The organism is Photobacterium obscurum (assembly GCF_026191635.1).
In the GTDB taxonomy this organism is placed as follows: domain Bacteria; phylum Pseudomonadota; class Gammaproteobacteria; order Enterobacterales; family Vibrionaceae; genus Photobacterium; species Photobacterium obscurum.
Window position 1 is genome coordinate 71,599 of the sequence record NZ_JAKRRW010000011.1, and the last position, 26,134, is coordinate 97,732.

Here is a 26,134-nt window from a genome sequence, read left to right on the forward strand (position 1 = left end):
TTTGACAATCTTTGGTTTTGCAGGCATAGTCCTCGGCCTTAAATTGTCACCGTACCAAGAATTTGGGAGTTACACCCTTGGCAAATATCAAATCTGCTAAGAAACGTGCTATCACTTCTGAGAAACGTCGCCAGCACAACGCTAGCCGTCGTTCAATGATGCGCACTTTCTTCAAAAAAGTTATCGCTGCTATCGAAGCTGGCAACAAAGAAGCTGCTTCTCAGGCGTTTGCTGAAATGCAACCTGTTATGGACCGCATGGCTACTAAAGGCCTGATCCACAAAAACAAGGCTGCACGTCATAAAGCACGTCTAGCTGCGAAAATCAAAGCTCTTTAATTAAGAGTTGCGATTTAAGCATTAAAAAAAAACCGGCTCACGCCGGTTTTTTTTATACCTGGACTTTCCAGGTCAATACATCAATGCTACGCACCGCAGTACATTTTGTGGAGCAACTGGATCATCGCCCTGACTTCATCACTCTTTAAACGGTAATATACCGTTTGAGCTACTTTTCGGGTATCAACCAATCCGTCACGCCGTAGCCATGCCAAATGCTGAGATAACGCAGACTGACTCAAACCCAGCTTTTCACTCATCATCCCAACCGACATTTCTTCTTCCAGCAGATAGCACAGAATAAATAAACGTCGTTCATTCGCCATGGCTTTCAGTAATGCTACGGCTTTAGGGGCATTCTGCTCCATTTGCTGCAGTTCCATACCTTCACCACTTTAACTTAAGTTAATGCTAATATACTTAATTTAAACTGGGTTTGCTAGTTATTGGCGTTAAAAAACCGCCAATTCAACAGCAAAGGTGCAACATTACTTAAACAACTTCCTGAAGTCGGCTTCGCAGATCTTCTTTACCGCCGGGTGCATAATCATCCGTTCGGCAAAAATAACGTAATACTCTTCCTTAATTTCTTTTACCCGCTTCACTTCTCGTATGGTATTGGACTCTTCGATTTCCACTGCATAAATCGATGGCGCAACAAACATTGATTCATGATACGAACCAAATGCTTTCATCAAAGCCGCATCGTCAAACTCTCCGAGGATGTTCGGCGTGATCCCCTGCTGATCAAACCAATGATGCAACTTACGTCCCATCGCCGTACGTCTGCCGGGTACCAATAACTTATAGTCTTCAATACAGGCTGGAAAGTTAAGAGCCTTTGCAGGTACCGAGCAGAAAAAGCTCATGGTCGATTCGCCAAGCTTCTTACTATATAGCCCCGGGCTCTGTGTCGAGTCAACGGGACAGTCAGAAAGGATCATATCAAGCTTGTGCTGCGAGAGTTGCTCCAGCAGCATTTCATGGGTGGACTCATAGCAACGTAGGTGGATACGTTCATCTTCCGGGATCCCCTCCAGCAACACTTTACTGACTAGGCGTTTTGACAGGGCGTCTGCGACCCCTACTTCCAGTAGCTGGTTTTCCCGCTGGGTATAATTGACGATATCCAGCATCTCGTAACTCAGGTCAAACATTTTGTCGGCATACTTAAATACCAACTGCCCCAGCTCGGTCGGTTCAATATTACGCCCGACCCGTTTGGTCAGTTTGCCTTTCAGTCTCTCTTCCAGCGCTCTGATTTGTCCAGTAACCGTTTGAGGAGCAAGAAATAATGCATCCGCGGCCTTCGTTACTGAACCTTGTTTACAGACCATCCAGAAGTAATAGAGGTGGTTGTAATTTAGATGAGACATCCTGTTATGCTAATTTCCAAATATAAAAAACCCCAGATGCGCAGCTTACGCTGTGCCCCCGGGGTCTTCAACTTTTATCAGCTTCGGAATAAGCTATCAGAGATAATTCTTTATCAGTTTGTTGACTGAATCGACTTTTTCTCATCCTGCACGGTTTTACGGTAACGCTCTCCTACTCGTTGCTCCAAGGCACGGGAGCGGAAAGTATCCTTCTGCTCAACCATTGCCGTAGTATCAACGCTAGCCTTACCGTGGCTAAGACCGGCCAAATAGGCCTGACAAACTTCCGTATTACTATTATTGATGCAGCTGTCATAATCAGGAGCCGCAACGGCTGCTGAAGATATCAGGATTGCAACGCTTAGAAGATAACGCTTCATATTATGCCTCCGTTTTGGCAACGCACTGTTTTGGCAGCGCGCGGCTCAGTAACAAGTACCCCGTAACAGCTGATACCGTCGACCCCAACAAGATCCCTAATCGAGAATAAGTGCTGAAATCTTCTGGTGCACCGACAAAGGCCAGCGACGAGATGAAGATAGACATCGTAAAGCCAATACCACACAGCACTGATACTGCGAAGATATGGGAAAAACCAATACCATCAGGTAATTTTGCCACGCCCCCCTTCACAGCCAGGTAGCTGGCTGTAAAGATCCCTAGCGGCTTGCCAATCAACAGACCCAGTGCAATACCGAGTGGCAGCATAGATGTCAGGCCGGATAGCGATACGCCTTCTAGCGAGATCCCCGCATTGGCAAAGGCAAACAACGGCAGAATCAAGAATGCCACATATGGGTGCAGAACATGCTCCAGGTGCTTCAATGGTGATTGGCTTTCCGAGTGGCCTTCTTTACCGTTCAACGGAATGGCAAAACCAAGTACCACACCGGCTAGTGTCGCATGAACACCTGACTTCAATACACTGAACCACAAGATAGCGCCGACCACGAGATACCAAGACAGCTTCGTCACGTTCTTGGCATTCATTACAAACAGAGCTGCTGTTGCGGCAAACGCTACAGCCAATGCCAGGGTTGACAGATCACTGCTGTAGAACAGCGCGATAATCACAATAACACCAAGGTCATCAATAATAGCCAAGGCAAGCAGGAACACTTTAAGGGAAACCGGCACACGGGTACCCAGCAGTGCCATAATACCCAGCGCGAAGGCAATATCCGTCGCCGCAGGGATTGCCCAACCTTTGATTGCCATCGGATCGGCATAGTTGAATGCGACATAAACCAGTGCCGGAGCAAGCATGCCGCCGACAGCCGCAATCGCCGGGAAGATCGCTTTCTCTTTGGTATTAAGCGCACCTTCAATCAGCTCGCGTTTAACTTCCAAGCCAATCAATAGAAAGAAGACTGCCATCAGGCCATCGTTGATCCAGTGCGCAACAGAAAGGCCGGCAACATAAGAATGTAGCGTGCCGTTATATAGAGGCTCCAGCGGCGAATTCGCAATCATCATTGCGATCGCAGCGGCGAAAATTAAAATAATACCGCCAGCAGACTCTAATTTTAGAAAGTTTCGAATTGCCTCGGTCATCGACCGTAACTCCTTTACATGAAACAGATATCACAAAGAATGTGTAAAATTAGTTTAGTCGTCACACTACTATTGTGAAAAATCGTTTGTTTAGAGATAACACATCGGAAAAACCGAGCTATTTAAGGGCTAACAAAGTAATATCCGCAGAATAATTTTTCACTGTCATAAAACAAAGGTATTTCTTACTATCAAATTACACAGTAGGCGAAAAATATGACTGCTAGCTAGCTATATTCAAGCAATAAAGCCTAAATCATCATCATTTTTCCAAAACAAATAAAATGGAAAAGAACAACCACAAATCAATAACTTACCACCATAGGTAAAGTATTTATTACACTTCACACAGCTGCAGCCGGTCACAAAATAAGCACAAATTTACTTTATGACAGTCGGTGTCATATTTCTGAAATATTCGATCTCTACCATCGCCCCCAGATTTCAAAAATATGAAACCCAAACGACATATTCCTGTCATGGAGAAATAATTATGACTACCCAAGCCACTACTGCTGAGCCAATGAACAGCTCTATGCGCTGGGTCCGCTGGGCAAACCTAGCGTTCATGCTTTACGTTCTACTTGTTGCTGTCTCTATGGTCAGCAGCGGCTTTAAATGGTCGGTAGGTGAACAAGCAAAAACGCTGTTTGAATTTGCTTCCCACCCGATTGCCGGTCTGATGATTGGCCTGGTGGCTACATCGCTGATTCAATCGTCCAGTACTGTTACTTCAATTATTGTAGGCCTTGTTGCAGGTGGTCTGCCTGTTGAAACGGCTATTCCAATGGTGATGGGTGCCAATATCGGTACGACTCTTACCAATACTCTAGTTAGCCTTGGCCATGCACGCTGCAAGGACGAATTCCGTCGCGCGTTTGCAAGTGCTACGGTTCACGACTTCTTTAACCTACTAGCTGTTGTAATCTTCCTTCCGCTGGAAATGATGTTTGGTCTACTAGATAAAGTATCGTCATGGTTAGTTTCACCAATGATGGGTGCTGGCGATATGAGCATGAAGGGACTGAACTTCATGAAGCCGCTGACCAAGCCTGCAGTAGAAGTGGTGAAAGGTCCACTAGAAGCGATGGGCAATATGGGGGGTGTCGTACTCATCTTTATCGGTATTGCACTTATCTTCGTTGCTATCACAGCAATGGGTAAACTAATGCGCAGCCTGATGGTTGGCCGTGCTCGCGAAATTCTAAAGAGTGCAATCGGCCGTGGCCCAGTACACGGTATCGCATCAGGTACAGTAGTGACTATTCTGGTTCAGTCATCTTCTACAACAACCAGCCTAATGGTACCGCTAGTGGGTACTGGCGTGCTAAAAGTGCGTGATGTTTATCCTTTCACTCTGGGCGCCAATATCGGTACTTGTATCACAGCACTGCTGGCTGCTACAGCAATCTCTGGCGACTTCGCCGTCTTTGCTCTGCAAATTGCACTGGTACACCTGTCGTTCAACGTACTGGCAACACTGTTTATCTTTGGTATACCAGTACTGCGTGAGCTACCGTTGAAAGCCGCTTTCTTCCTGGGCGAACTGGCGACCAAGAACAAAATGGCTGTTGCTGGCTACCTTGGCCTAGTGTTTGTAGCGATTCCGAGCACTATCCTAGCTGTTACTGCCTAAGCACTAGCAACTAGCAACTAGCAACTAGCAACTAGCAACTAGCAACTAGCAACTAGCAACTAGCAACTAGCAAAGCATAAAAAAAGCCCCGCAATGCGGGGCTTTTTGTTGTTCTGATTTCCGGTATCAAGCGCCAAAGTATTTCAGCGCTAAATTTTTGTTACCCGGGGAAACACTCTTATACAGAAAAAGGGTACTTGATCGGCTCGTGATGCTGGTAACCCACCACTTCAAAGTCATCCATAGTTACCCAGGTCTCCAGATCCTCCAACGTCTTGATCTCCGGATTGATGATAAGTTGCGGTGACTCAAACGGCTCACGCTTAAGCTGAACATCACGCATCAACTCCAGCTGATCCTCGTAAATGTGAGCATTGATAATCTTGTGATAGGCCTGACCCGGTTTCTTACCCGTGATCTGCGCCATCAATGCCAACAAGGTATAGACTTGGATCTGATTGAAGTTCAAGCCTAACGGAACGTCACAAGAACGCTGGTAGCTGGTTAGGTACAGGGTATCCCCCAACAGCGAGAAAGTATGGGTATGCATGCATGGGCGCAGACACCCCATGTCGAACTCACCCGGGTTGTAAAATGTCAGGATTTCACCACGATCATCAATTCCCTGGCTCAGGTCATCAACAATTTTACGCAACTGGTCAATCGTCGTGCCGTCTGGCTTCTGCCAGCTTCGCCCCTGCACGCCATACACTCTCCCCATATCATCAGGGCCTTTACGATGGGGGTTATTTAGCCATGCCTCGTTATCATTGGCATTCATGTCCCAGGTCTTGGTACCCAGAGCACGGAAGTCAGCCGCATTGTCATAACCACGGATATAACCTAGCAATTCAGCAATTGCCGCCTTCCAGAAACTCTTACGCGTCGTGATCAGTGGGAACTGGTTGTTGGCCACATCGTAAGTTAAATCGGCATTCACCACGGTTAGGCATCGCTTGCCGGTTCGCTTGTTTTCAATCCAAGTACCGTCGTCAACAATTCGTTGACAGAGGTCTAAATACTGTTTCATCGTCCCACCCGTTTATTTCAGAGCCGTGTCCTGTCCACCAAAGTAGCAAGGTACCAAGACACAAAATTGCGCCCGATTTTATCAGAATACAAAAAAGGCAGCACCCAAAAGGTACTGCCCTTATGTTATGAGTCACCGTAACCAGATGTTAGGCTGTCTTGCCTTTAGGCTGAGTTTTATATGCCCAAACCATCATCAAAAGACCACCAATAACCATAGGTAGAGACAAGATCTGTCCCATACTGATCCAGCCGCCAAACAAGCCTAAATGCGCATCCGGCTCACGAAAATACTCGACGAGAAAGCGGAAGCTGCCGTAACCGAACAGGAACAAGCCAGATGCGGCACCTGCAGGGCGTGGCTTACGAATAAATACGTTCAGAATAACCAGCAATACCAGGCCTTCTAAGAAGAACTCATACAACTGTGATGGATGACGAGGCAGCGGGCCACCGGTCGGAAACACCATTGCCCACGGCACATCGGTCGTACGCCCCCACAGCTCGCCGTTAATAAAGTTGCCCAACCGCCCGACACCGAGACCAAACGGTACCAGCGGCGCAATAAAATCTGCCACGTTGAAAAAAGTCCGGCCATGCTTATGGGCATACCAGAACATCGCCGTGATCACCCCCAGCAGGCCGCCATGGAATGACATGCCGCCTGTCCAGACTTTGAACAAGTAGAGCGGGTTGGCAAGAAACAGGTCAAAGTTATAGAAAATCACATAGCCAATACGGCCACCCAGGACGACGCCGAGGAAGCCGGCAAATAACAAGTCACTGACCTGCTCACGGGTCCAACCGCTGCCCGGTTTGTCTGCCCGGCGATTCGCCAGCCACATGGCAAAAACAAAACCCAGCAGATACATCAGACCATACCAGCGAATTGCCAGCGGACCGATCTCAATCAAAATCGGGTCAATGTTTGGAAACGTCAAATAACCTTGGCTCATTAAATCAATCTCAGAAATTAGCAGCAAGTTCTAGTATCTCACCACTTGAAGCAATTATCCCAAAAACATCTTCGTGCTGATAACCAACAAAAAGACGGCAAAAATCTTTTTCAATGTCATGGTCGGCAAACGGCTGACCAATGCCGCACCATAGCGGGTTGTGACCATCGAGGTCATTACAATCCCAACCAACGCCGGCAAATAAACATACCCAATACTCATCGCAGGCAATGCCTCGTCACCAACGCCTGCGGTAATAAAGCCAACCATACCAGCCACCGCAATCAATGCCCCCGACAACGAGGCACAGCCGATTGCCCGGCGCATTTCCACACCGTGCCAGCTTAAGTATGGTACGGTCAGAGAACCACCACCAATACCGGCTAAGCTCGATACCACACCGATCACCCCGCCACTGCACACCGTCTTCACCGGCCCCGGTAACGGACGCTGGCCAGAAATCCGCATTGATACCAGCATTTGCAACGCCAGTAACAACACTATTACGGCAAATATTTTCGGCAATAGTTCAGTCGGAACCAACTCAGCAATAATGCTACCGCCAAGTCCGCCAATAATCACCCCCGGAGCCAGAGACTTCACAATCGAGAAATCCACATTGCCCAGTTTGATATGATTACGAGCCGACGAGCCAGAGGTCAATACAATACTGGCCAATGATGTCGCCAAGGCAATATGCATCACCAATTCACTATCAATACCCGCTCGGGGCAGTAGCCATACCAAAGCCGGTACTACCACCAAGCCACCGCCAATGCCCAGCATCCCCGCGAGTAAACCGACCCCACTGCCCAGCACTAAACACATGGCAAACAGCCATAACGCATGATCTATCATTCTAACCTACTGCTTACCCGCGCGAATAAACCCACCTAAACCGCGCTCATCGACAAACTCAGTTGCCTTTCTGCGCACATCATCGGCCAATGTGGCCTGTAAAGCAAATTGAACCAGCTGCTCCATCTCACTGACCGAAATATGGCGTAAGATATACTTAATCTTGGCAACGTTACGGGTATTCATACTCAATGAGCGGTATCCCATCCCAACCAGCAATAATGCCCCTACCGGGTCACCAGCTAGCTCGCCGCAGACACTCACCGGTATATTTAACGCCTTGCTGGTATCAATAATATGCTTCAGGGCATGAAGTACCGCAGGATGCAATGCATCATAGACATTTGCAACCCGCGAATTGTTCCGGTCAACGGCCAGTAAATACTGCGTCAGGTCATTGCTACCGACAGAAATAAAGTCAACCATCCCCTTCAGCGCATGCAGTTGGTACAGTATCGACGGGACTTCAATCATTATCCCCAGCCGAGGTCGCTTGAGGACCTTACCTTGCTCTGTGGCATATTTGGCTACTTCCGTATAAGCCCTTTCGATCAATGCCTTAGATTCTTCAAGCTCGGAAATACCGGAGATCATCGGTAGCAAAATGTCCATATTTTCCAAGCCGATACTCGCTTTAAGCATCGCACGAACCTGGATCAGGAAAATTTCAGGATGATCCAAGGTAAAGCGGATCCCCCGCCAGCCCAGAAACGGGTTATCTTCTTCTATCGCAAGATAGGGCAACGGCTTGTCGCCACCAATATCGAGCGTGCGCATCACCACCAGCTTATCGCGATAAGTCGATAATATTGCTCGATACTGCTGGGTTTGCTCTTCTTCGGATGGAAAACTACGCTGCAATAAAAACGGGACTTCGGTTCGGTATAAACCAACACCGTCCACCCCTTTATTGACGGCAATACTGGTATCAGCACTCAAACCGGCATTGAGATGAATATGAATACGCTGGTTATCCTGAGTATAAGAGGCTTTATTGAGCTCCTCCTCCACCGTCTTGGTAAGCTCATTTTCTTCTTTAAGCAGGCGAGTATATTCGGCCAGTACGTGCCGGTTAGGATTTACCAGGAAGTCACCCCGGTAACCATCAACCACCACCTGACAGTTATGAACAACCTCCGGAATAAAGTCGACCCCCATGATGGCAGGAATACCCAATGCTCGGGACAAGATAGCAGCATGAGAGTTTGCCGCCCCTTCCTGCGCCACAACCGCAGCCAGTTTTTCTCGAGGAATACTTGCGAGCATCGCAGCCGTCAGTTCACGGGTTAACAGTACAATAGGCTCATCCCACTGATACTCGGTGACATCGTCATTATTGAGAAAGAACAACAGGCGCTGGCCAAGTTCACGAATATCCTGTGCTCGCTCTTTCAGGTATTCATCCTTCATGTTGGCAAAACGATCAGAGTAGGCTTCAACCACCTGTCGGATTGCCCACTCTGCCAAATCACCACCTTCAATCTTGGCGAACAAATCTTTGCGTAGCATCGGATCATTGAGCAAGTGGCTAAACAGATCGAAGATAGCCAATGTCTCTTTATGCAGGTCATTATCGAAACGCTTTCGCAGTCGGCGAAACTCCGCACTGGCAAGCTCGATAGCAATGCTCAGCCTTTCCAGCTCCGCTTCTGTATCCAGGCAAGAGGCAGGCAGTACCTGCTCCAATCGAGGTTGATTATCATCCCACCAGGCACGGGCAACCGCCACACCGGTCGAAGCTGCTGAACCTATCAGATGCAGGCCATTACGCTGATCCGGCCACATGCCCTGTGCTCTGGCATGGGCAAAGATCACCGCGAGCTGGGCTGCCAAAGTAACCATGAAAGATTCTTCACTTTCATCAAACTCCCGCCGCTGGCGCTGCTGAATAACCAATACACCCAAGACCTGGCGCTGATGAATAATAGGTGTACCAAAAAACGAACAAAAAGACTCTTCCCCCGTACCGGGAAGATGTTTGAAATGAGGGTGATGCCTTGCATCGGCGACATTGATTGGCTCGGCACGACTGCCCACTAAGCCAACAAGGCCTTCACCAAATGCCAACCCGATCTGGCGATGGGGCTTTCTCAGCCCCTGCGTTGCCATCAGGGTATACTGCTTACGTTTATGGTCTGCAATATAAACAGAGCAACACTCTGTTTTCATCGCCCGGCATGTACTGACGACAAGCTGATCGAGCGCTTCAATCAAACTTTGTGCGCTTGCGACTTTCTCTACAATTTCTCTAAGCTGCGTCAGCATAATAAACCCTAGGGTCTGTTGGCCTTTCTGCGCCACACCTGTAGAGACTAAAAAGGTCTTCAGGCAAGGCACGAAGAATGCGGTTTAGCCCGCTAAATAAGTTCTGAGTAACGCAGAATGAAGCCTTGTTAGCCTCTTCCCGAAGGGCTGGGACTATTTTCCTCGCTAACTGCGTTATCGGAATGTCAATATAGAAAGCTATGATTGAACTCCTCCGCCTTGTTATCGTAAAAAATCGCCTCCAGCAGGAAAGGCGATGCAAGGTCAACAGACTCTAGCTGAGCTATCCTCGCTTGCCTCTTCGCTTGATCTTGCGCTCTTTTCTTTCTTTGAATGGCATGGCCATCGCGGCAAACTCTTTCAGCGCGCGTCGATAAACATCCCGCTTAAAAGACACGACTTGACGCACTGGGTACCAATAACTCACCCACCGCCAACCATCAAACTCAGGCGTGTTGCCACGCTGCATATTCACCTTTGACTCATCACATTCCAAGCTGAGCAAAAACCATTTTTGCTTTTGCCCGATACAAACAGGTTTAGAGTCCCACCTTACAAGACGCTTGGGTAATTTATAACGTAGCCAGTGACGGCTTGACGCCAAAATTCGGACATCTTTTTTAGTAAGCCCTACTTCCTCATACAGTTCCCGATACATGGCCTGCTCAGGGGTTTCCCCTTCATCAATACCGCCTTGCGGAAACTGCCAGGAATGCTGTCCATATCGTCGAGCCCAGAATACTTGGCCATGGCTATTACAGATAACTATCCCTACATTAGGGCGGTACCCATCGCCATCAATCACTGGACGACCTCAAGTATAATTCTCTATTAGCAGTGATTTTTTCACAGTCGATGCAATGGGTAAACAAACATTCTAATTAATAACCGTTTTTTCCTACCTAGCACTCAGTTTATGGATAACTTCAAATAACCGAATAGTTTATAAACAGACAAATGAGACCTATGCCACATTTATACACGCTTTCTGTGGATAGATTTGTGCAGAAGCCCCGTCAGAGGTCAGTTTTACCAGGTGGGCAATCATAAAATATCGTTATCACCCGCTAACAAACAATAAATAATGACATAATAAACAATAAGTTAAAAACAACCCCAAAATCATTCGATGATAATAAGAGGATCATTTTTGTTAGAAAAAATGGATCGGTCAAAGATCAACCAATCATGGCGTTATCCACATGCCCAGCTCCAATTTGAACAAAAACCCACCACCATCATGCTCAAAAACTCCTCGAACACCTGGATAAATAACCAGATAGTGATAAATAAAAAGATTTATCCAAACATCCTGTGGATATCTTTGTGAAAGATCCTTACATTCTTACTGTATAAGGCGCGTTATCTTCATTACCAACTCAACCACCCCATCTTTAAAAACAATAAAAACTATTATTATTCATAAACTTAACAACAAGCGCGACAAGATATACCTTCGTAACACCTCTTGTTGACAACAGGATCGAGCGTTTTTTAACCGCGTGATGACGGCGGGGTAACCATCAAGGCTGTAGGCGACTGCGTCCGAGTGACTAACGATGATCTCGTTTCCAGCTATTATCAGCATAAAGCCGCTATGATAGTATTTCGACTTAAGCAACGAACCATCTAAAACTGGCCTCTAATGTTATGCGCCCAACTCCCCAAACTGAACAAGAACTCCTAAACCGAGCCCATGATTTAGCTGGCTTAACTCTGGGTGAGTTGGCCCAACAGGCAGGTATCGCCACACCACCGGACCTAAAGCGGGATAAAGGCTGGGTCGGCCAATTACTCGAGTGGCATCTTGGTGCAACAGCAGGCAGTCAACCCGTTCCCGACTTTGTCGATTTGGGAATTGAACTCAAAACCATTCCGATTGGTTATCACGGTAAGCCGCTAGAAACCACATTTGTCTGTGTAGCCCCGTTAATTGGCCTCCAGGGGCTACATTGGGAAAATAGCCATATACGACATAAGTTAGCCAAAGTACTTTGGATCCCGGTAGAAGGCGAGCGAGATATTCCGTTGGCTGACCGTCATGTCGGCTCGCCATTGCTTTGGAGCCCATCGGCCAATGAAGAACAGCGCTTGCGACGAGACTGGGAGGAACTAATGGATATGATCGTATTAGGGCAAGTTGAACAGATCACTGCTCGGCACGGAGAGATCTTGCAGCTTCGTCCGAAAGCCGCCAACAGCAAAGCATTGACAGAAGCCTATGGAGCGAATGGTCAGCCAATAAAAACCCTTCCGCGTGGCTTTTATCTGAAAACCAACTTCACTGCAGAACTGCTTGAGCGATATTTCATTTTATAACGAGATAGTCATATCTTCCCGGCACTCTGACACCTTGCCATCAGGCGAGAATTCATCATAAGGGTCGGTCACCCGTAGTACGACAGAAGTGATCCCCAACGGACGGAGAAGATCTTTGACCTGCTCGATAGACTGAAAACGCAGCATTGCGTCATTATCATCCTTCAACGGCTCCAGTTGATGTTTAAACTCAACTTCCATTAGGTAATCCGAGCAGCCCGCATAGCTGGTCAGAATACATTTTGGCGCCTTTCCATCATGTGCTTTCAACCAATGCTTCAACTGAGATAGTTTCATTATATCTCCTAGGATCCCTGCGACCGAAAATCGGATCGTTTGTATCATCAGTGTATAACTATGTGACAGGTTAGCAATTACGGCAAGGTGCGACTGATAGATTAAATATAGATCTTGTTGATTTTACAGTCTTCTCAGCTTCTGAAAGACAGGTTATATTCAAGATAAATAACCGGTCCAAGGAGGGCTGATGGAATACCATAAACTCCCCCACTCTTCGCTAGAAGTCAGTAAAATCTGCCTCGGCACCATGACCTTCGGCGAACAAAACAGCGAATCGGAAGCGCACAGCCAACTGGATTTGGCTTTTGAGCGCGGTGTGAATTTCATCGATACCGCGGAGATGTATCCGGTGCCGCCTCAACCCGAGAGCCAAGGGCTGACCGAAACCTATATCGGTAACTGGCTGAAAAAATCCGGTAAGCGAGACAAGGTGGTGCTGGCTACCAAAGTTGCAGGCCCCAGAGGGCTGCCCTATATCCGTGAAAATATGGCATTGGATCGACGCAATATCCATGACGCGATTGAAACTAGCCTCAATCGCCTGCAGACCGATTATATTGATCTCTACCAACTGCACTGGCCGCAACGGGAAACCAACTGTTTTGGCAACCTCAACTACCAATACCAAGAAGACCATTCCGGTGTGACGTTCTCCGACTCACTAGAAGCACTGGCCGAGTTGATCCGTGCCGGTAAAATCCGTTATATCGGTCTGTCAAATGAAACACCATGGGGAGTCATGTCGTTCCTGCGCCTGGCCGAAAAGCATAACCTCCCGCGTGTGATTTCAATTCAAAACCCCTACAACCTGCTTAACCGAAGCTTTGAGATTGGCCTGTCAGAGATCAGCCATCATGAAGGGGTGGAGCTGTTGGCCTATTCACCACTGGCATTCGGTACGCTAAGCGGCAAATATTTAAACGGAGCCCGGCCGGATGGTGCCCGCTGTACCCTGTTTGAACGATTTTCGCGTTATTTCAACCCGCAGGGAGTAGCCGCAACTCAAGCCTATGTTGATGTCGCCAGAAAACATGGCTTGGATCCGGCCCAAATGGCGCTCGCCTTCGTTAACCAACGTCCTTTCATCGCATCCAATATCATTGGAGCAACGGATCTTGAACAGCTAGAAGCGAATATAAACAGTATTAACCTCACCCTCAGTGAGGAGGTGCTGGCCGATTTGGAAGCTGTCGGTATCACTTACTCCAACCCTTGCCCATAATACCACTCTGCGGCCAGCGGCCAGCGGCCAGCGGCAAATGAAAAAGCCCCCGATAACGGGGGCCAAAACATTAGCTCAACCAACGTCGGTCGCAGCCGGTATTGATAGATTTATTCCTGTACAGTATCGCTCCTCCGCTCTCGAGGCAAGCATTGTCACAAAGCGTTGTCATTGGTTACAACCCATGTTGTCAGTACGCTGGTTAAGCCCTCGACCTGAGTTTGCAGGCCGACTTTGGTTGTGGCGCCTTGCTCCTTACGTATAGAGCAAGGCGCTATCGTTACGTCATGAGTCGTGATTTATATTCTCGTCTCAGGTGACGTGCCATGCGAGTGGCTTTGGTTGATACAAGGTTATGTGCAATACGTTGATCTTTGCCGACTCCGACATCCTGCAGCATATGCTCAGAAAAATGTGGGAGATGAATCGTAATTCGACGATGTTCACGACGCCAGGCGGCATCTTCACGATGAACGTCAAGACGAATTAACAAAACGGCGATACGTAAATAGACTGATTGGCGCATAGTTGTGCTCTCCATAAGATAAATTATCGGAGGGACACAGATACAACTGTTCAGGCTGACAACTTTACTAGCCGCGACAGGTATCCGCGGCCCGTTTACACAGCGGATTGCTGTTATTGGTTGGTGTGCTTAGAGACATCACCAGCAGGACGCAGATATTTCAAAGTACTGATAATCATCATATGTTCCTCCTGGTAATAAGTGGAAAGGGGTAAAGTTGTTTTAATTTTAACCACTTAGTTAAATAAAACAAGTATATATTAGCACCCAAATGCATAATAATACTTTATGCTAAATTCTCTGGTTCCGACTCGCATATTCCCCTCGTAACCCTCGGATTAGGTTAATAAATTAGCATGATTGGTAAGCGCCCTAGGGCGCTTTGGCTGTTTACATCATCTATCGCTTAGCTTTGGCGAAGATGGCGGGGAGGCGGGACCAAATCATGCTTATTCAGCAACCGGTACATGGTCGCACGCGATACTCCCAGCTCACGTGCGGCTGCAGAAATCTGTCCTTTGTTATTTTCCAGCACCGTTAGTAATGCGCTTCGCTCTGACTCTTCCCGAATTTTCTTCAAGCTCTGCTTGTCATCCACCAGGCGAGGAAGATCAAGGTGTTCAACCTCAATCGTTTTGCTTTCGGTCAGAAGAATGGCTCGCTTGATCTGACTAATCAGCTCACGGACATTACCTGGCCACGGATAGTTCAACAACAGCTTCTGTGCCTCCTCCGATATGCTCTTTGCAACACTGTTGTACTGACGGGAGAACTTTAGCAACAAGTACTCAGCCAACAGCAAGATGTCTTCGCCACGCTCGCGTAGTGCCGGTACCGTCAAGCTAAGTACGTTCAACCGATAATAAAGATCCTCACGAATTTTCCCATCGGCCAGCAGCTCTTCCAGTGGATAACGCGTCGATACGATTAGACGAATGTCAGACTGTATCAGCCGACCACCTGCCGTCGTGAAGCTACCATCTTGTAGAAAGCACAATAATTCCTGCTGCCGCTCATCATTCAGGCCAGATATTTCATCAAGATACAGTACCCCCTGATCGGCTGCGGAAAAACAGCACCGGCTCTGTTCTGGCTGGCTATCATCATCGGTTATCTGCCAAGACGCATTTACCGCCTCACAACTCACGCCAACAAACGCCGCTTTGGCCCTGGTTGAGGCTTGGTGAATTGCCTGAGCAACCAGTTCTTTGCCGGTGCCTATCTCGCCCTGCACAAACACCGGCATGTCGGCCACTGCCATACGCTTTACCTGATGACGTAACTTCTTCATCGCAGCCGCATTACCCTGCAATCCATGCTGGCCAAATTGACCGAGTTCAGGCCACACTTTACGCTCCAGCTGCAGCATCCCCAACTGATGACCAATGGTCTTCAGTAACTGAGACTCAGGAACCGGAGAAGTAAAATAGTCGATACAGAAGCTCACGATAAACTGACAGATTGACTCCGTATTGAGTTGCTCTTCACGGACCAAAGCCAGCCAACGGGCTTGCTTATTACGGTTAACCACCCCTGCGATACCATTGAGGCTGAATTCGTCCTGAGTCAGATCAACCACACCGATACAAGGCCCCACTTCAAGCAACAATGATTCGGCAGTACGAAGATCATAACAGCGATAGCAGAGCCAACCTGCCTGCTCCAATGATGTGATCCAGGGTATATTGTTGCCCCCTAGAACGATTAATGTCCCCAGGGCTGAAGCGCGCTTCAATTCTGTGCTCATTCTTTACCGCCTTCCATCTGCCAGTAATAACACCTAACTCGTTACCCACGGCTTAGCCGTGTTATCTCAAACCGTCGATTCTCACAGGAGAATCCATCTGCAATAAACCAAGACTGAGTTTGATGATAAATATCTCGCCCCAATAAATGCAACTTGTTTGGTATTATAATTGATATCCTTGTAAGGTTTTCACATAAATTGTCGCACCAAAACGCAAAAAGCGCCCGAAGGCGCTTTTAAATCATTATCTTATTGTGAGTTAACTCACTGTTACCGCTTCCGGTTGTGCATCGTTCTCATCAACACCAATCTCGTTTTCACTTTTTGCGACAATGGTGTTCACTGCGGTATCACCGACAACGTTAGAGCTGGTACAGAACATATCATTGATACGGTCAACAGCGGCAACAATCGCTAGACCTTCAGGCGGAAGACCTAGTTGGTGAAGCAAGACACCAACCATCACCACACCACCACCTGGTACACCACCCGCACCGATAGACAGTAGCAGAATAGTCAATCCTAGGGTAAATAGGTCGGCACTGTTAATTGGCTGGCCGAAAGCATTGGCGACGAAGATAGTAGCCAGAGCGATGTAGATAGACACACCTGACATATTCATGGTCGCACCTAGTGGTACACCGAAACCGGCTACTGACTTTGAGACGCCAATCTTGTCAGTCAGGGTACGCATCGTAACCGGAATCGTGGCATTCGAGCTTGCCGTCGATAGCGAGAACAGGATCTGCTCACGAGTATGACGCAGGAACTGAGAAGGCTTGATGCCTGTCGTCAGGCCAACCATCATTGGATAGAAGAAGAAAATCCAGAATACCAGCATCGCAACAACCAGCGCGACGTAACCGGCTACCGACATCAGTGTATTGGCATCCAGGGTAGCACCTAGCTGAACCATCAGGGCAAATACACCGTATGGCGCCAGGCTCATCACCAGGCCAACCAGCTTCATCATGATTTCGTTGGCCATCTTGAATGTCTTGATGGCAGGACCACCACGACTATCCAGTGCCTGAATTGCAAGACCTGTCAGAATCGCCATGAAGATAATCTGTAGCATATCTCCACTTGCAAAAGCTTGTACTGGGTTGCTTGGTACGATGTTAACAATCAGTGAGAAAATATCAGGAGTTTCCGTGGTTGTCAGTTTAACCGTTTCTGATACCGTACCGGCCAAGTTCGCATCTGCACCAGGCTGGAAAATCATCCCAACCGTCAGGGCTGCGGTGATCGCGATGATGGTATTGATAATGTAGAGACCAAAGGTTTTACCACCCAAGCGACCAAATGCCGTAATGTCTTTCAGATCAACGATACCGCAAACAATCGAGACATAAACTAATGGCACGACCAATAGCTTGATCAGTGAAACAAACATACCGCCAGCACCTTCTGCCAGGCCAAGTACATAGGTATCCATCAATGTCACGCCGTTAAACAGGTACTGAATCGCGGTACCTAATATCAGACCAGCAAATAGGCCTGCGAATATTTTTCCTGATAGCGATTTCTTCATCGTCCATCTCCAGTAGGTTGTGCTTGTTTAAGTTTCGCTTACTTCCTGTTCCCACTGTTCCTCGTGGGTTGGACGACATTTTACACAGATGGATTCGACTGAAAAGAACAATTTTTACAATTTAACTACAAATGAAATACAAGATTAAACACCGTTAGAACAGATAAATTACAGCATAACAAACTAAAACATATAATTATCTGCAACTTATGGGCATGAGGAATAGAACATTACTCGCAGAATATCGTTCCATTTAACAGGGCAAAAAATACCTGTAATGTGAATCTAATCACATCCAATAATCCACTATAGGAATAAAAAGCAACCTATTTCCACTATAAGAAATTCTGGTTAAACGAAGGAATACGCCTCTCTCCCTAACACTCCAATATCGATATGACAGCGAGAAAAGAGGCAATATACCAAGTGACATCAAGCTGAAGGAATCAGGACGAGATCACTTGGGGATGGGATTAGCTCTCTGTTGGCTGACTTAAGTTATGGCAGGTCTCTGCTGTAACAACATCAGTGGCAAAACCACCATTGCCGGAGTACCAATAACGTACGCCTAGCCCATTTTCAATTGCTCCGCCAAACTGCTCACACACATAAGGAAATATGTCTTTCTCTGCCTGCGACTTGTGGGTATTCCAATACCAGCGCGGGTTAGGTAAACGATAGATAACCGTCAGCAATGAATTTTCTTCATCAAACTGAAAAGTCTGAACACCACCTCGAAACGGTGTGGAAGGCACATCATTAAGTTTATTAAGTTCGACCTTGTATGCATCTGGCAAATTACCGACATAGTCTGATGATGGTGGGGTCAACTTCGTCGAGATACAACCTGATAGCAATAGTGGTGCAATGGCCAATGACGCAATACGGAACTTCATTATAATCCCTTAGCTTATTATTAATATGATGATTGTTTCAGCGGTAATTATACAGCATTCAAATGCAACACCAAGCAATACAGATTGTAATTCTTTGATTATTATTACAAAAAAAAGCCACCCTATGGGTGGCTTTATTAATCTGATAATACCTTAGCAGATATTAGGCATTACTCTGCGGGCGCATTGCCGGGAACAGGATAACGTCACGGATGGTATGCGTGTTAGTAAACAGCATCACCAGACGGTCGATACCAATACCCTGACCCGCTGTTGGCGGTAGGCCGTGCTCTAGAGCTGTGATGTAGTCAGCGTCGTAGAACATCGCTTCGTCATCACCCGCATCTTTCGCTTCAACCTGAGCTTTGAAACGCTTGTCCTGATCTTCAGCATCGTTAAGCTCAGAGAAGCCATTGGCTACTTCACGGCCACCAATGAAGAATTCAAAACGGTCGGTAATGAACGGGTTCTCGTCGTTACGGCGTGCAAGCGGCGAGATATCAGCAGGGTATTCAGTGATAAACGTTGGCTGCATTAGCTGCGGCTCTGCCGTTTCACCAAAGATTTCTTCCAGAAGCTGACCACAAGTCCAGAATTTTTCGATAGCAATGCTTAGAGACTCGGCCAAATCACGCATAAAGTCGACGTTACGAACATCGTCATAGGTCATTTGCTGAATAGTCGCATTGTCTGGGTTGTACTTCTTGATCGCGTCCAGCATGCTCAGACGTGGGTATGGACCACCGAAGTCAATCGTTTCATCGCCATATGGTAGTTTTGGCGAACCGCATAGATCCATCGCAATACTGCTTAGCATTTCTTCGGTCAGATCCATCAGATCATTGTAATCTGCGTATGCCATATAGAATTCCATCATCGTGAATTCTGGGTTGTGGCGTGGAGACAGACCTTCGTTACGGAAGTTACGGTTAATTTCGAACACACGTTCGAAGCCACCCACAACCAAACGCTTCAGGTAAAGCTCTGGCGCAACTCGCAGGTACATATCGATGTCTAGCGCGTTGTGATGCGTAATAAACGGACGTGCTGTCGCACCGCCAGGGATCACGTGCATCATTGGCGTTTCAACTTCCATGAAACCTTTGGTTGTCATGAAGTTACGGATCGCGCTAACTACGTTAGAACGCATCATCATCGCATTGCGAGATTCTTCGTTCACGATCAGGTCAACGTAACGCTGACGGTAACGCATTTCCTGATCCGTCAGGCCGTGGAATTTCTCCGGAAGCGGACGCAGTGCTTTAGTCAGCAGTACGTATTCGTCCATATTCACATAAAGATCACCTTTACCTGACTTATGAAGCGCACCTTTAATACCGATGATGTCACCGATATCTAGACCAGAGTATTTTTCTTTTAGCTCTTTCTGAACAGCTTTGTCTGCGTAAGCCTGGATACGGCCAGACACATCTTGGATCGCCAGGAATGGACCACGCTTGGCCATAATGCGACCTGCGATAGCAACCACGTTGCCCGCTTCTTCCAGCTCTTCTTTCGATAGTTCGCCGAATTTAGCCTGCAGGTCTGCCGCTAAGCTATCGCGACGGAAATCATTCGGGTGACCGGCTGCCTTACACTTCTCGCGAATCATATCCAGTTTCGCGCGACGCTCGGCAATCAGCTTATTCTCATCTTGTAATTGATCAGTCATGGGTTAACCTTAAATTTTTAACCGAATTCGGTTACAGACCTGATTTCAGGCTAGCTTCAATAAAACGGTCTAAGTCACCGTCCAGTACCGCTTGGGTGTTACGATTTTCCACCCCGGTACGCAAATCTTTAATGCGGGAGTCATCCAGTACGTATGAACGGATCTGGCTACCCCAACCAATGTCAGACTTCGAGTCTTCATTGGCCTGCTTCTCGGCATTTTGTTTTTGCATCTCAAGCTCAAACAGTTTTGCTTTCAACTGTTTCATCGCCTGATCTTTGTTTTTGTGCTGAGAACGGTCATTCTGGCACTGCACCACGGTATTCGTCGGTACGTGGGTAATACGTACCGCAGATTCTGTGGTGTTAACGTGCTGACCACCCGCACCTGATGCACGGTATACGTCAATACGCAGATCAGATGGGTTAATATCGATAGCAATGTTGTCATCAACTTCAGGGTAAATAAACGCTGAAGCAAATGAGGTATGACGACGACCGCCGGAATCAAACGGTGACTTACGTACCAAACGGTGAACGCCGGTTTCCGTGCGCAGCCAGCCGTAAGCGTATTCGCCGCTAATTCGAACCGTTGCAGATTTCAGACCTGCCACTTCACCTTCTGAAACTTCGATCACCTCAGTTTTGAAACCTTTCGCGTCAGCCCAGCGCAAGTACATGCGCAGCATCATCGAGGTCCAGTCCTGAGCTTCAGTACCACCTGAACCCGCCTGAAGATCGATATAACAATCGGATTCGTCGTGATCGCCAGCAAACATTCGACGGAATTCCAGCTTCGCTAGCTTGGCTTCCAGCTCTGCCAGTTCCGGCTCGATCTCATCAAACGTTTCCTGATCGTTTTCTTCAACGGCCAGCTCAAGCAGACCTTCAACGTCTTCAACGCCTTGATCCAGCTGATCGATAGTATCAACCACAGCTTCTAGTGCTGCGCGTTCTTTACCTAGAGCCTGAGCACGTTCTGGCTCATTCCATACATCTGGTTGCTCTAGTTCTGCATTGACCTCTTCTAGACGCTCTTTCTTAGCATCATAGTCAAAGGTACCCCCTAAGGATATCAGTACGTGCTGACACATCCTCAAGTCGGTTTTTAATAGGATTAATCTCGAACATTGCCACTCTTCATAGCCGAAACGGACATAACCGATGAATTCTATCGAATTGTAGATAGAATATACAGAGGGGAAGAAAGGTTATCGGTGAATTTATTTTTTTATCTTGGTCACAGAAACAGTCTCGTCACCATCTTGAAATAATCTATTTACCCTCTTAACCAAGAGGGTAATAACGATCTTGATCACAATCGCGGCACTTCGAAGCCCCGCTCCCGACAGTTACAATTATAACGCTTCAATATGCTCAATCATCAGCTGGGCGCTGCTGTTTCCCCTGAACTCATTGACATCCAGGCGGTACACCAGCTGAACTTGCTGTACCGAGGCATCCGGCCAGCGGCGAATATCAATATTAAAGGCAATACCATCAATAACGCTGCCGCCCGTGACAGGCTCGAGCATCATCTTGAGGTGCTTACCGCCCACCAGCTTCTGATGCAGCAGACGGAACTTTCCGTCAAACATTGGCTCCGGAAACTGCTGCCCCCAAGGTCCGCCCGCCCGCAGTACCTCAGCTGTCTGCAGGTTAAGCTCATGACGGTTTAACTCACCATCCGTTAACAGCACGCCCTTGAGCGCATCTTCGTCCAGCTCCTTGCGTACCGCCAGATCAAACGCCTGGCTAAATGCCGTCAGTTTGTCTTCCGGTATCGTCAAGCCTGCCGCCATGGCGTGGCCGCCAAATTTCAAAATCATCCCCGGATTCTGGGTATCAATCCCATCTAGCACATCACGCATATGCAGACCGGGAATCGAGCGGCACGAGCCTTTAATTTCACCGTTGCCGGCATCGGCAAACGCAATCACTGGGCGGTGATACAGTTCCTTGATCCGCGAGGCCAGGATCCCAATCACCCCTTGGTGCCAGTCACGCTGGAACAGGGCAAGGCCATAGGGCATATCTTGCTGATTGAACTTCAGTCGCTCGCAAATGGCCAGCGCCTCTTCTTTCATCCCGTGTTCGATTTCTTTCCGAGTCTGGTTCAACGCGTCAAGTTCAGAGGCCATCCGCCGTGCCGCCTGGATATTGTCACAAAGCAGCAACTCGACGCCAAACGACATATCATCCAAGCGCCCTGCAGCATTAATACGCGGGCCGAGGGCAAACCCCAAATCACTGGAAACCAGCCTTGCAGGATCACGGTTGGCGACCTCAATCAATGCCTGGATCCCCGGCCGGCACTTGCCGGCACGAATTCGCTGCAACCCCTGATGAACCAGTATTCGGTTATTGCCGTCCAGCGCAACCACATCAGCAACCGTTCCCAGAGCGACTAAATCCAGCAGCTCTGCCAGATTAGGTTCAGCGATTCCCTGAGTAGTAAACCATCCGTTTTGGCGTAGCTCTGCGCGCAAAGCCAGCATCAGATAGAATGCCACTCCAACCCCGCACAATGCCTTTGACGGAAAGTCACACTCGTGCAAGTTAGGATTCACGATAGCATCGGCCTGCGGCAGTTCATCCCCCGGCAAGTGATGGTCGGTAACCAACACCTGAATCCCCTTGGCTTTTGCCGCCGCCACCCCGGAAAGAGAAGATACCCCATTATCCACCGTCATGATCAGCTCAGCACCACGCGCTTCCGCCTGCTCAACCACTTCAGGACTCAGGCCGTAACCATCATCAAACCGGTTTGGTACCAAATAGTCGACATTGCGACAGCCCAGCATCTTTAGCGCCAGCACAGACAGTGCCGAGCTGGTTGCCCCATCGGCATCAAAATCACCAACGACGATGATCCGGCGGCTCTCCGCCAGTGCCGATACGAGCAGCTCTACAGCCGGGTCAATACCATGAAGCCGGTTGAAGCCCAGCAATCCCCGGGCTCCACGCTCAAGATCAGCATCGGAAGCCAAGCCACGACTGGCATAAATACGTTTTAACAACGGATGAATAGCATCTGAAAAGCCGGAAGTCTCGGCTTGTGAGCGACGTTTAATTTCAATCATAACAAGGCTAAGTTTGTGCTGAATAAAGACCCGGTGCGAGGCACGAGGTGAGAGTTCTAAGCATTATAGAGGCTCTGCCAGAGATAAAAAACCCGAATTCGATAACTCGAATCCGGGTTTCAACTACTGCCGGAAAAATACGGTTAGCTTCGGCTATCGAGCATCTTGCGCAGCATGTCGGCAGGCTGATAACCCGGTAACATAGTGCCGTCTTCCAACACCATCGCAGGCGTACCACTCACACCCATCGCCACACCAAGCTGATAATGCTTACGTACCAGATCCTCACGCTGCGCATCGCTACTCGGGGTAAAGCCAGTGCTCTTCGCATCATTCATCGCAGCGGCCGGGTCTTTCGCCCCCCAGATAGCACTCATCTCGGCAAAGTTACGTGAACGCTCGCCACCGCGCGGGAAGGCAAGATAACGAATCGTGATACCGGCATCATTGTAGGCACTCATCTCACTGTGCAGCTTTCGGCAGTAGCCACAGCTGGTATCAGTAAATACCGTCACCACATATTTTTCATCTTTTGCCGGGTAGACGATCATCTCGTCTTCCATCCCCTGCAACTTATCCTTATTCAGCTTCGCCATTTTTTGTTCAGTCAAGTTAACGGGCTGAGCACCATCATTCTTATATAGTTGACCGGCAAGGAAATAGTTACCGTCATCAGAAACGTAAACGATACCACGTTCTGTAACCACTTCGTTCAGACCAGAAAGCGGAGAAGGCGTAATAGAGACCGGCGCTAGTCCCAAGCCACTAAGTTTCGTCTTGATTGCAGCATCATCAGGCTTTGCCGCTGCTGTAAAAGCAGTCAGTGCCACAGCAGTTGCAAGTATCGTACGGCCAAAAAAGTGCATTCGACTATTTCCTTTTAAGCAAAATATAGATAAATAATAAGACCAGTAAGAGTCCCAGAAACTTTCATAGTTCAATAATAAATGAGAAGACTGGAGCCTGATTCCTAGATCTTGGAATTGAGTTCTAGGCTCTTCGTGTATATGCCCACCGTTCAACCAACCAGCAGTATAACGTTATTTCGGCTTGATAGCCTTTTCGATCATAGTTGGATTTCGCTATGCTCGCGGATGGTGTGTTTCATGCAGCTGCTTCAACCTCTCGGTCGCCACATGAGTATAGATCTGCGTTGTCGATAAATCACTATGACCCAGCAACATCTGCACCACTCGTAAGTCCGCGCCGTAATTTAACAAATGGGTCGCGAAAGCATGGCGCATCACATGGGGAGAGAGCTTATCTGAATCAATTCCGGCCAACACTGCATAATGCTTGATCCGGTGCCAGAAGGTCTGCCGCGTCATTTGCTTGGCACGCTTGCTGGGAAACACCACATCGGAGCTTTTCTCGCCCAGTAACTGCGGACGGCCAGTTTCAAGAAACTGCTCAATCCAATCAACGGCATTTTCTCCCATCGGCACCAAGCGTTCTTTGTCACCTTTACCCGTAACCCGCACCACTCCTTGGCGAAGGCTGACATTTTCCATCGTCAGGCTGACCAATTCAGTCACACGCAGTCCTGTCGCATAGAGCAATTCCAGCATCGCCTTGTCGCGTAATTCAATTGGGTCATTGGGATCCGGCGCATCCAGTAAGGCATCGACCTGCTCTTCACTGATATCTTTCGGCAGACGTTTCGGCAGCTTCGGGCTCACTAGCATGACACTGGGATCGTCATCGCGAATTTTCTCCCGGTGCAGGTACTGGTACAAACGCCGGATCGCCGAGACCATCCGCGCACGGGAAGTCTGCTTATAGTCAGCATCAAACAGCCATTGCTGATAGCGCTGCAAATCATCCACCGAGGCACTTTCAAGGCTGAGCTTTTCCTGCTCGATCCAGTTACACAGCTTCTTCAAATCATTGCGGTAGGACGTTAGGGTATTCTCAGATAACCCCCGCTCCATCCACATTGCATCGAGAAACCGCTCAATGATCACTTCGTCGTTTTCCACCACAACCTCTAGTCAATCTTATATCTATCCCAATTGCTGTTGTTACATACAAAACACATGGATAAATACACAGTGCTTTTGTCCATGGTAGTCTATTTCGCCACAAAAGTAACTTGTCATTTTAGTGTCAAAATCACTCATGGCTGGCAACCTGCACGACTTTACCCTCCTTCAATTTGCATCGTACTCAGACATTATTAGTCAACGGCAACCAACCTAGGTAAAATCCCCAGCTATTGTTCTAATGCACAAACCAACTGGACTAGCAGCATGAAAATTGGCTTATTCTACGGCTCAACCACCTGTTACACCGAAATGGCAGCAGAGAAAATCCGTGACTGTATCGGCGCAGAACTGGTCGAACTGCATAACATCAAGGAAACGGATATCAGCACGATGAATAACTTCGATATGCTGATTCTGGGAATCTCGACCTGGGACTTTGGTGAACTGCAAGAAGACTGGGAAGCCGTATGGGAACAGCTGGACGGCCTGACACTGCAAGGCAAGACGATAGCCCTGTTTGGCCTTGGCGATCAGGAAGGCTATACCGAGTGGTTCCAGGATGCGATGGGGATCCTGCACGACAAACTGATACCGACAGGAGTGAATTTCGTTGGCTATTGGCCGAATCAGGGATACCAGTTCGAGGCCTCAAAGGCCCTCACCGAAGACCAGCAGTATTTTGTCGGTCTCGCACTGGATGAAGACAGCCAATATGAACTGAGCGATGAGCGAATCACCCAATGGTGCGAGCAAATCCTGACTGAATACAGCGAAACGCTATAGTTCCAAACCAGCAGAAAACAAAAAGGGATGCCGCGGCATCCCTTTTTTAATGATCG

24 protein-coding genes are annotated in these 26,134 nt (G+C 48.0%); 5 read left to right on the top strand and 19 right to left on the bottom strand.

Translation table 11 applies throughout. From position 1 onward, the window contains the following. Nucleotides 1-77 precede the first annotated feature (77 nt). Nucleotides 78-338, top strand: coding sequence for a 30S ribosomal protein S20 (rpsT, locus tag MD588_RS14775; RefSeq protein ID WP_075762540.1), 261 nt, complete (start codon nucleotides 78-80; stop codon nucleotides 336-338). Nucleotides 339-424: 86 nt separating this feature from the next. Here the strand turns inward: rpsT and MD588_RS14780 are convergent, their stop codons facing one another. From MD588_RS14780 to nhaA, 4 genes are all read right to left on the bottom strand, one after another. Then, complete coding sequence (locus MD588_RS14780; protein ID WP_265698150.1) at nucleotides 425-721, bottom strand: ArsR/SmtB family transcription factor; 297 nt, start codon at nucleotides 719-721, stop codon at nucleotides 425-427. A gap of 105 nt (nucleotides 722-826) precedes the next feature. Continuing rightward, nucleotides 827-1,714: a transcriptional activator NhaR gene (gene nhaR / locus MD588_RS14785; RefSeq protein WP_265698151.1), complete on the bottom strand. Its 888-nt coding sequence runs from the start codon at nucleotides 1,712-1,714 to the stop codon at nucleotides 827-829. A gap of 113 nt (nucleotides 1,715-1,827) precedes the next feature. Next, a complete protein-coding gene (locus tag MD588_RS14790; protein WP_265698153.1) occupies nucleotides 1,828-2,094 on the bottom strand; it encodes a hypothetical protein in 267 nt (88 codons plus the stop codon). Nucleotide 2,095: 1 nt separating this feature from the next. Further along, nucleotides 2,096-3,268, bottom strand: coding sequence for a Na+/H+ antiporter NhaA (gene nhaA / locus MD588_RS14795; RefSeq protein ID WP_265698154.1), 1,173 nt, complete (start codon nucleotides 3,266-3,268; stop codon nucleotides 2,096-2,098). A 493-nt stretch (nucleotides 3,269-3,761) separates the two neighbouring features. On the opposite strand from nhaA, the gene MD588_RS14800 reads away from it, so the two are divergent. After that, nucleotides 3,762-4,904 (top strand): Na/Pi symporter, encoded by a 1,143-nt coding sequence (locus MD588_RS14800; protein WP_265698155.1) that lies wholly within the window; start codon nucleotides 3,762-3,764, stop codon nucleotides 4,902-4,904. 178 nt (nucleotides 4,905-5,082) lie between these two features. On the opposite strand, the gene MD588_RS14805 is transcribed toward MD588_RS14800, so the two are convergent. The 5 genes from MD588_RS14805 to rppH form a co-directional block, all read right to left on the bottom strand. Further along, nucleotides 5,083-5,934 carry a thymidylate synthase gene (locus MD588_RS14805; RefSeq protein ID WP_265698157.1) on the bottom strand — a complete coding sequence of 284 codons (852 nt, stop codon included), beginning with the start codon at nucleotides 5,932-5,934 and terminating at the stop codon, nucleotides 5,083-5,085. A gap of 148 nt (nucleotides 5,935-6,082) precedes the next feature. Next, nucleotides 6,083-6,889, bottom strand: coding sequence for a prolipoprotein diacylglyceryl transferase (gene lgt, locus MD588_RS14810; protein ID WP_265698158.1), 807 nt, complete (start codon nucleotides 6,887-6,889; stop codon nucleotides 6,083-6,085). A gap of 54 nt (nucleotides 6,890-6,943) precedes the next feature. Beyond that, nucleotides 6,944-7,747, bottom strand: a complete 804-nt coding sequence (locus tag MD588_RS14815; RefSeq protein ID WP_265698159.1) for a sulfite exporter TauE/SafE family protein — start codon at nucleotides 7,745-7,747, stop codon at nucleotides 6,944-6,946. 6 nt (nucleotides 7,748-7,753) lie between these two features. Next, nucleotides 7,754-10,012 carry a phosphoenolpyruvate--protein phosphotransferase gene (gene ptsP / locus MD588_RS14820; RefSeq protein WP_265698161.1) on the bottom strand — a complete coding sequence of 753 codons (2,259 nt, stop codon included), beginning with the start codon at nucleotides 10,010-10,012 and terminating at the stop codon, nucleotides 7,754-7,756. A 283-nt stretch (nucleotides 10,013-10,295) separates the two neighbouring features. Continuing rightward, nucleotides 10,296-10,817 carry an RNA pyrophosphohydrolase gene (gene rppH, locus MD588_RS14825; RefSeq protein WP_265698162.1) on the bottom strand — a complete coding sequence of 174 codons (522 nt, stop codon included), beginning with the start codon at nucleotides 10,815-10,817 and terminating at the stop codon, nucleotides 10,296-10,298. A gap of 845 nt (nucleotides 10,818-11,662) precedes the next feature. Between rppH and mutH the strand changes: the two genes are divergently transcribed. After that, complete coding sequence (mutH, locus tag MD588_RS14830; RefSeq protein ID WP_265698163.1) at nucleotides 11,663-12,331, top strand: DNA mismatch repair endonuclease MutH; 669 nt, start codon at nucleotides 11,663-11,665, stop codon at nucleotides 12,329-12,331. On the opposite strand, the gene MD588_RS14835 is transcribed toward mutH, so the two are convergent. Then, nucleotides 12,326-12,628, bottom strand: coding sequence for a DUF6482 family protein (locus MD588_RS14835; protein WP_265698164.1), 303 nt, complete (start codon nucleotides 12,626-12,628; stop codon nucleotides 12,326-12,328). The genes mutH and MD588_RS14835 overlap by 6 nt on opposite strands. Nucleotides 12,629-12,818: 190 nt before the next feature. Here MD588_RS14835 and MD588_RS14840 point away from each other — a divergent pair, with 190 nt between their 5' ends. Further along, nucleotides 12,819-13,853 carry an NADP(H)-dependent aldo-keto reductase gene (locus MD588_RS14840; RefSeq protein WP_265698165.1) on the top strand — a complete coding sequence of 345 codons (1,035 nt, stop codon included), beginning with the start codon at nucleotides 12,819-12,821 and terminating at the stop codon, nucleotides 13,851-13,853. Between the two features lie 280 nt (nucleotides 13,854-14,133). On the opposite strand, the gene MD588_RS14845 is transcribed toward MD588_RS14840, so the two are convergent. The 9 genes from MD588_RS14845 to xerD form a co-directional block, all read right to left on the bottom strand. After that, nucleotides 14,134-14,379, bottom strand: a complete 246-nt coding sequence (locus MD588_RS14845) for a hypothetical protein (RefSeq protein ID WP_265698166.1) — start codon at nucleotides 14,377-14,379, stop codon at nucleotides 14,134-14,136. 406 nt (nucleotides 14,380-14,785) lie between these two features. After that, nucleotides 14,786-16,126 (bottom strand): sigma-54-dependent transcriptional regulator, encoded by a 1,341-nt coding sequence (locus MD588_RS14850; protein WP_265698168.1) that lies wholly within the window; start codon nucleotides 16,124-16,126, stop codon nucleotides 14,786-14,788. A 259-nt stretch (nucleotides 16,127-16,385) separates the two neighbouring features. Beyond that, complete coding sequence (locus tag MD588_RS14855) at nucleotides 16,386-17,660, bottom strand: dicarboxylate/amino acid:cation symporter (RefSeq protein ID WP_265698169.1); 1,275 nt, start codon at nucleotides 17,658-17,660, stop codon at nucleotides 16,386-16,388. Between the two features lie 473 nt (nucleotides 17,661-18,133). Further along, entirely contained in the window at nucleotides 18,134-18,556 is a 423-nt protein-coding gene (locus MD588_RS14860) for a hypothetical protein (RefSeq protein WP_265698170.1), read from the bottom strand. Nucleotides 18,557-18,719: 163 nt separating this feature from the next. After that, nucleotides 18,720-20,228: a lysine--tRNA ligase gene (gene lysS / locus MD588_RS14865; RefSeq protein WP_265698171.1), complete on the bottom strand. Its 1,509-nt coding sequence runs from the start codon at nucleotides 20,226-20,228 to the stop codon at nucleotides 18,720-18,722. A 31-nt stretch (nucleotides 20,229-20,259) separates the two neighbouring features. Beyond that, a protein-coding gene (gene prfB / locus MD588_RS14870) for a peptide chain release factor 2 (RefSeq protein WP_265698172.1) occupies nucleotides 20,260-21,358 on the bottom strand; the annotation gives its coding sequence in 2 pieces (ribosomal slippage) (nucleotides 20,260-21,282 and nucleotides 21,284-21,358; 1,098 coding nt in all). 227 nt (nucleotides 21,359-21,585) lie between these two features. Next, the gene (gene recJ, locus MD588_RS14875; protein WP_265698173.1) at nucleotides 21,586-23,310 is read right to left on the bottom strand and encodes a single-stranded-DNA-specific exonuclease RecJ; all 1,725 of its coding nucleotides are present in this window, start codon (nucleotides 23,308-23,310) and stop codon (nucleotides 21,586-21,588) included. 143 nt (nucleotides 23,311-23,453) lie between these two features. After that, nucleotides 23,454-24,176: a bifunctional protein-disulfide isomerase/oxidoreductase DsbC gene (gene dsbC / locus MD588_RS14880; protein WP_265698174.1), complete on the bottom strand. Its 723-nt coding sequence runs from the start codon at nucleotides 24,174-24,176 to the stop codon at nucleotides 23,454-23,456. A gap of 216 nt (nucleotides 24,177-24,392) precedes the next feature. After that, nucleotides 24,393-25,289: a site-specific tyrosine recombinase XerD gene (gene xerD, locus MD588_RS14885; RefSeq protein ID WP_265698175.1), complete on the bottom strand. Its 897-nt coding sequence runs from the start codon at nucleotides 25,287-25,289 to the stop codon at nucleotides 24,393-24,395. A gap of 270 nt (nucleotides 25,290-25,559) precedes the next feature. On the opposite strand from xerD, the gene fldB reads away from it, so the two are divergent. After that, nucleotides 25,560-26,078 carry a flavodoxin FldB gene (fldB, locus tag MD588_RS14890; protein ID WP_265698176.1) on the top strand — a complete coding sequence of 173 codons (519 nt, stop codon included), beginning with the start codon at nucleotides 25,560-25,562 and terminating at the stop codon, nucleotides 26,076-26,078. Nucleotides 26,079-26,134 lie beyond the last annotated feature (56 nt).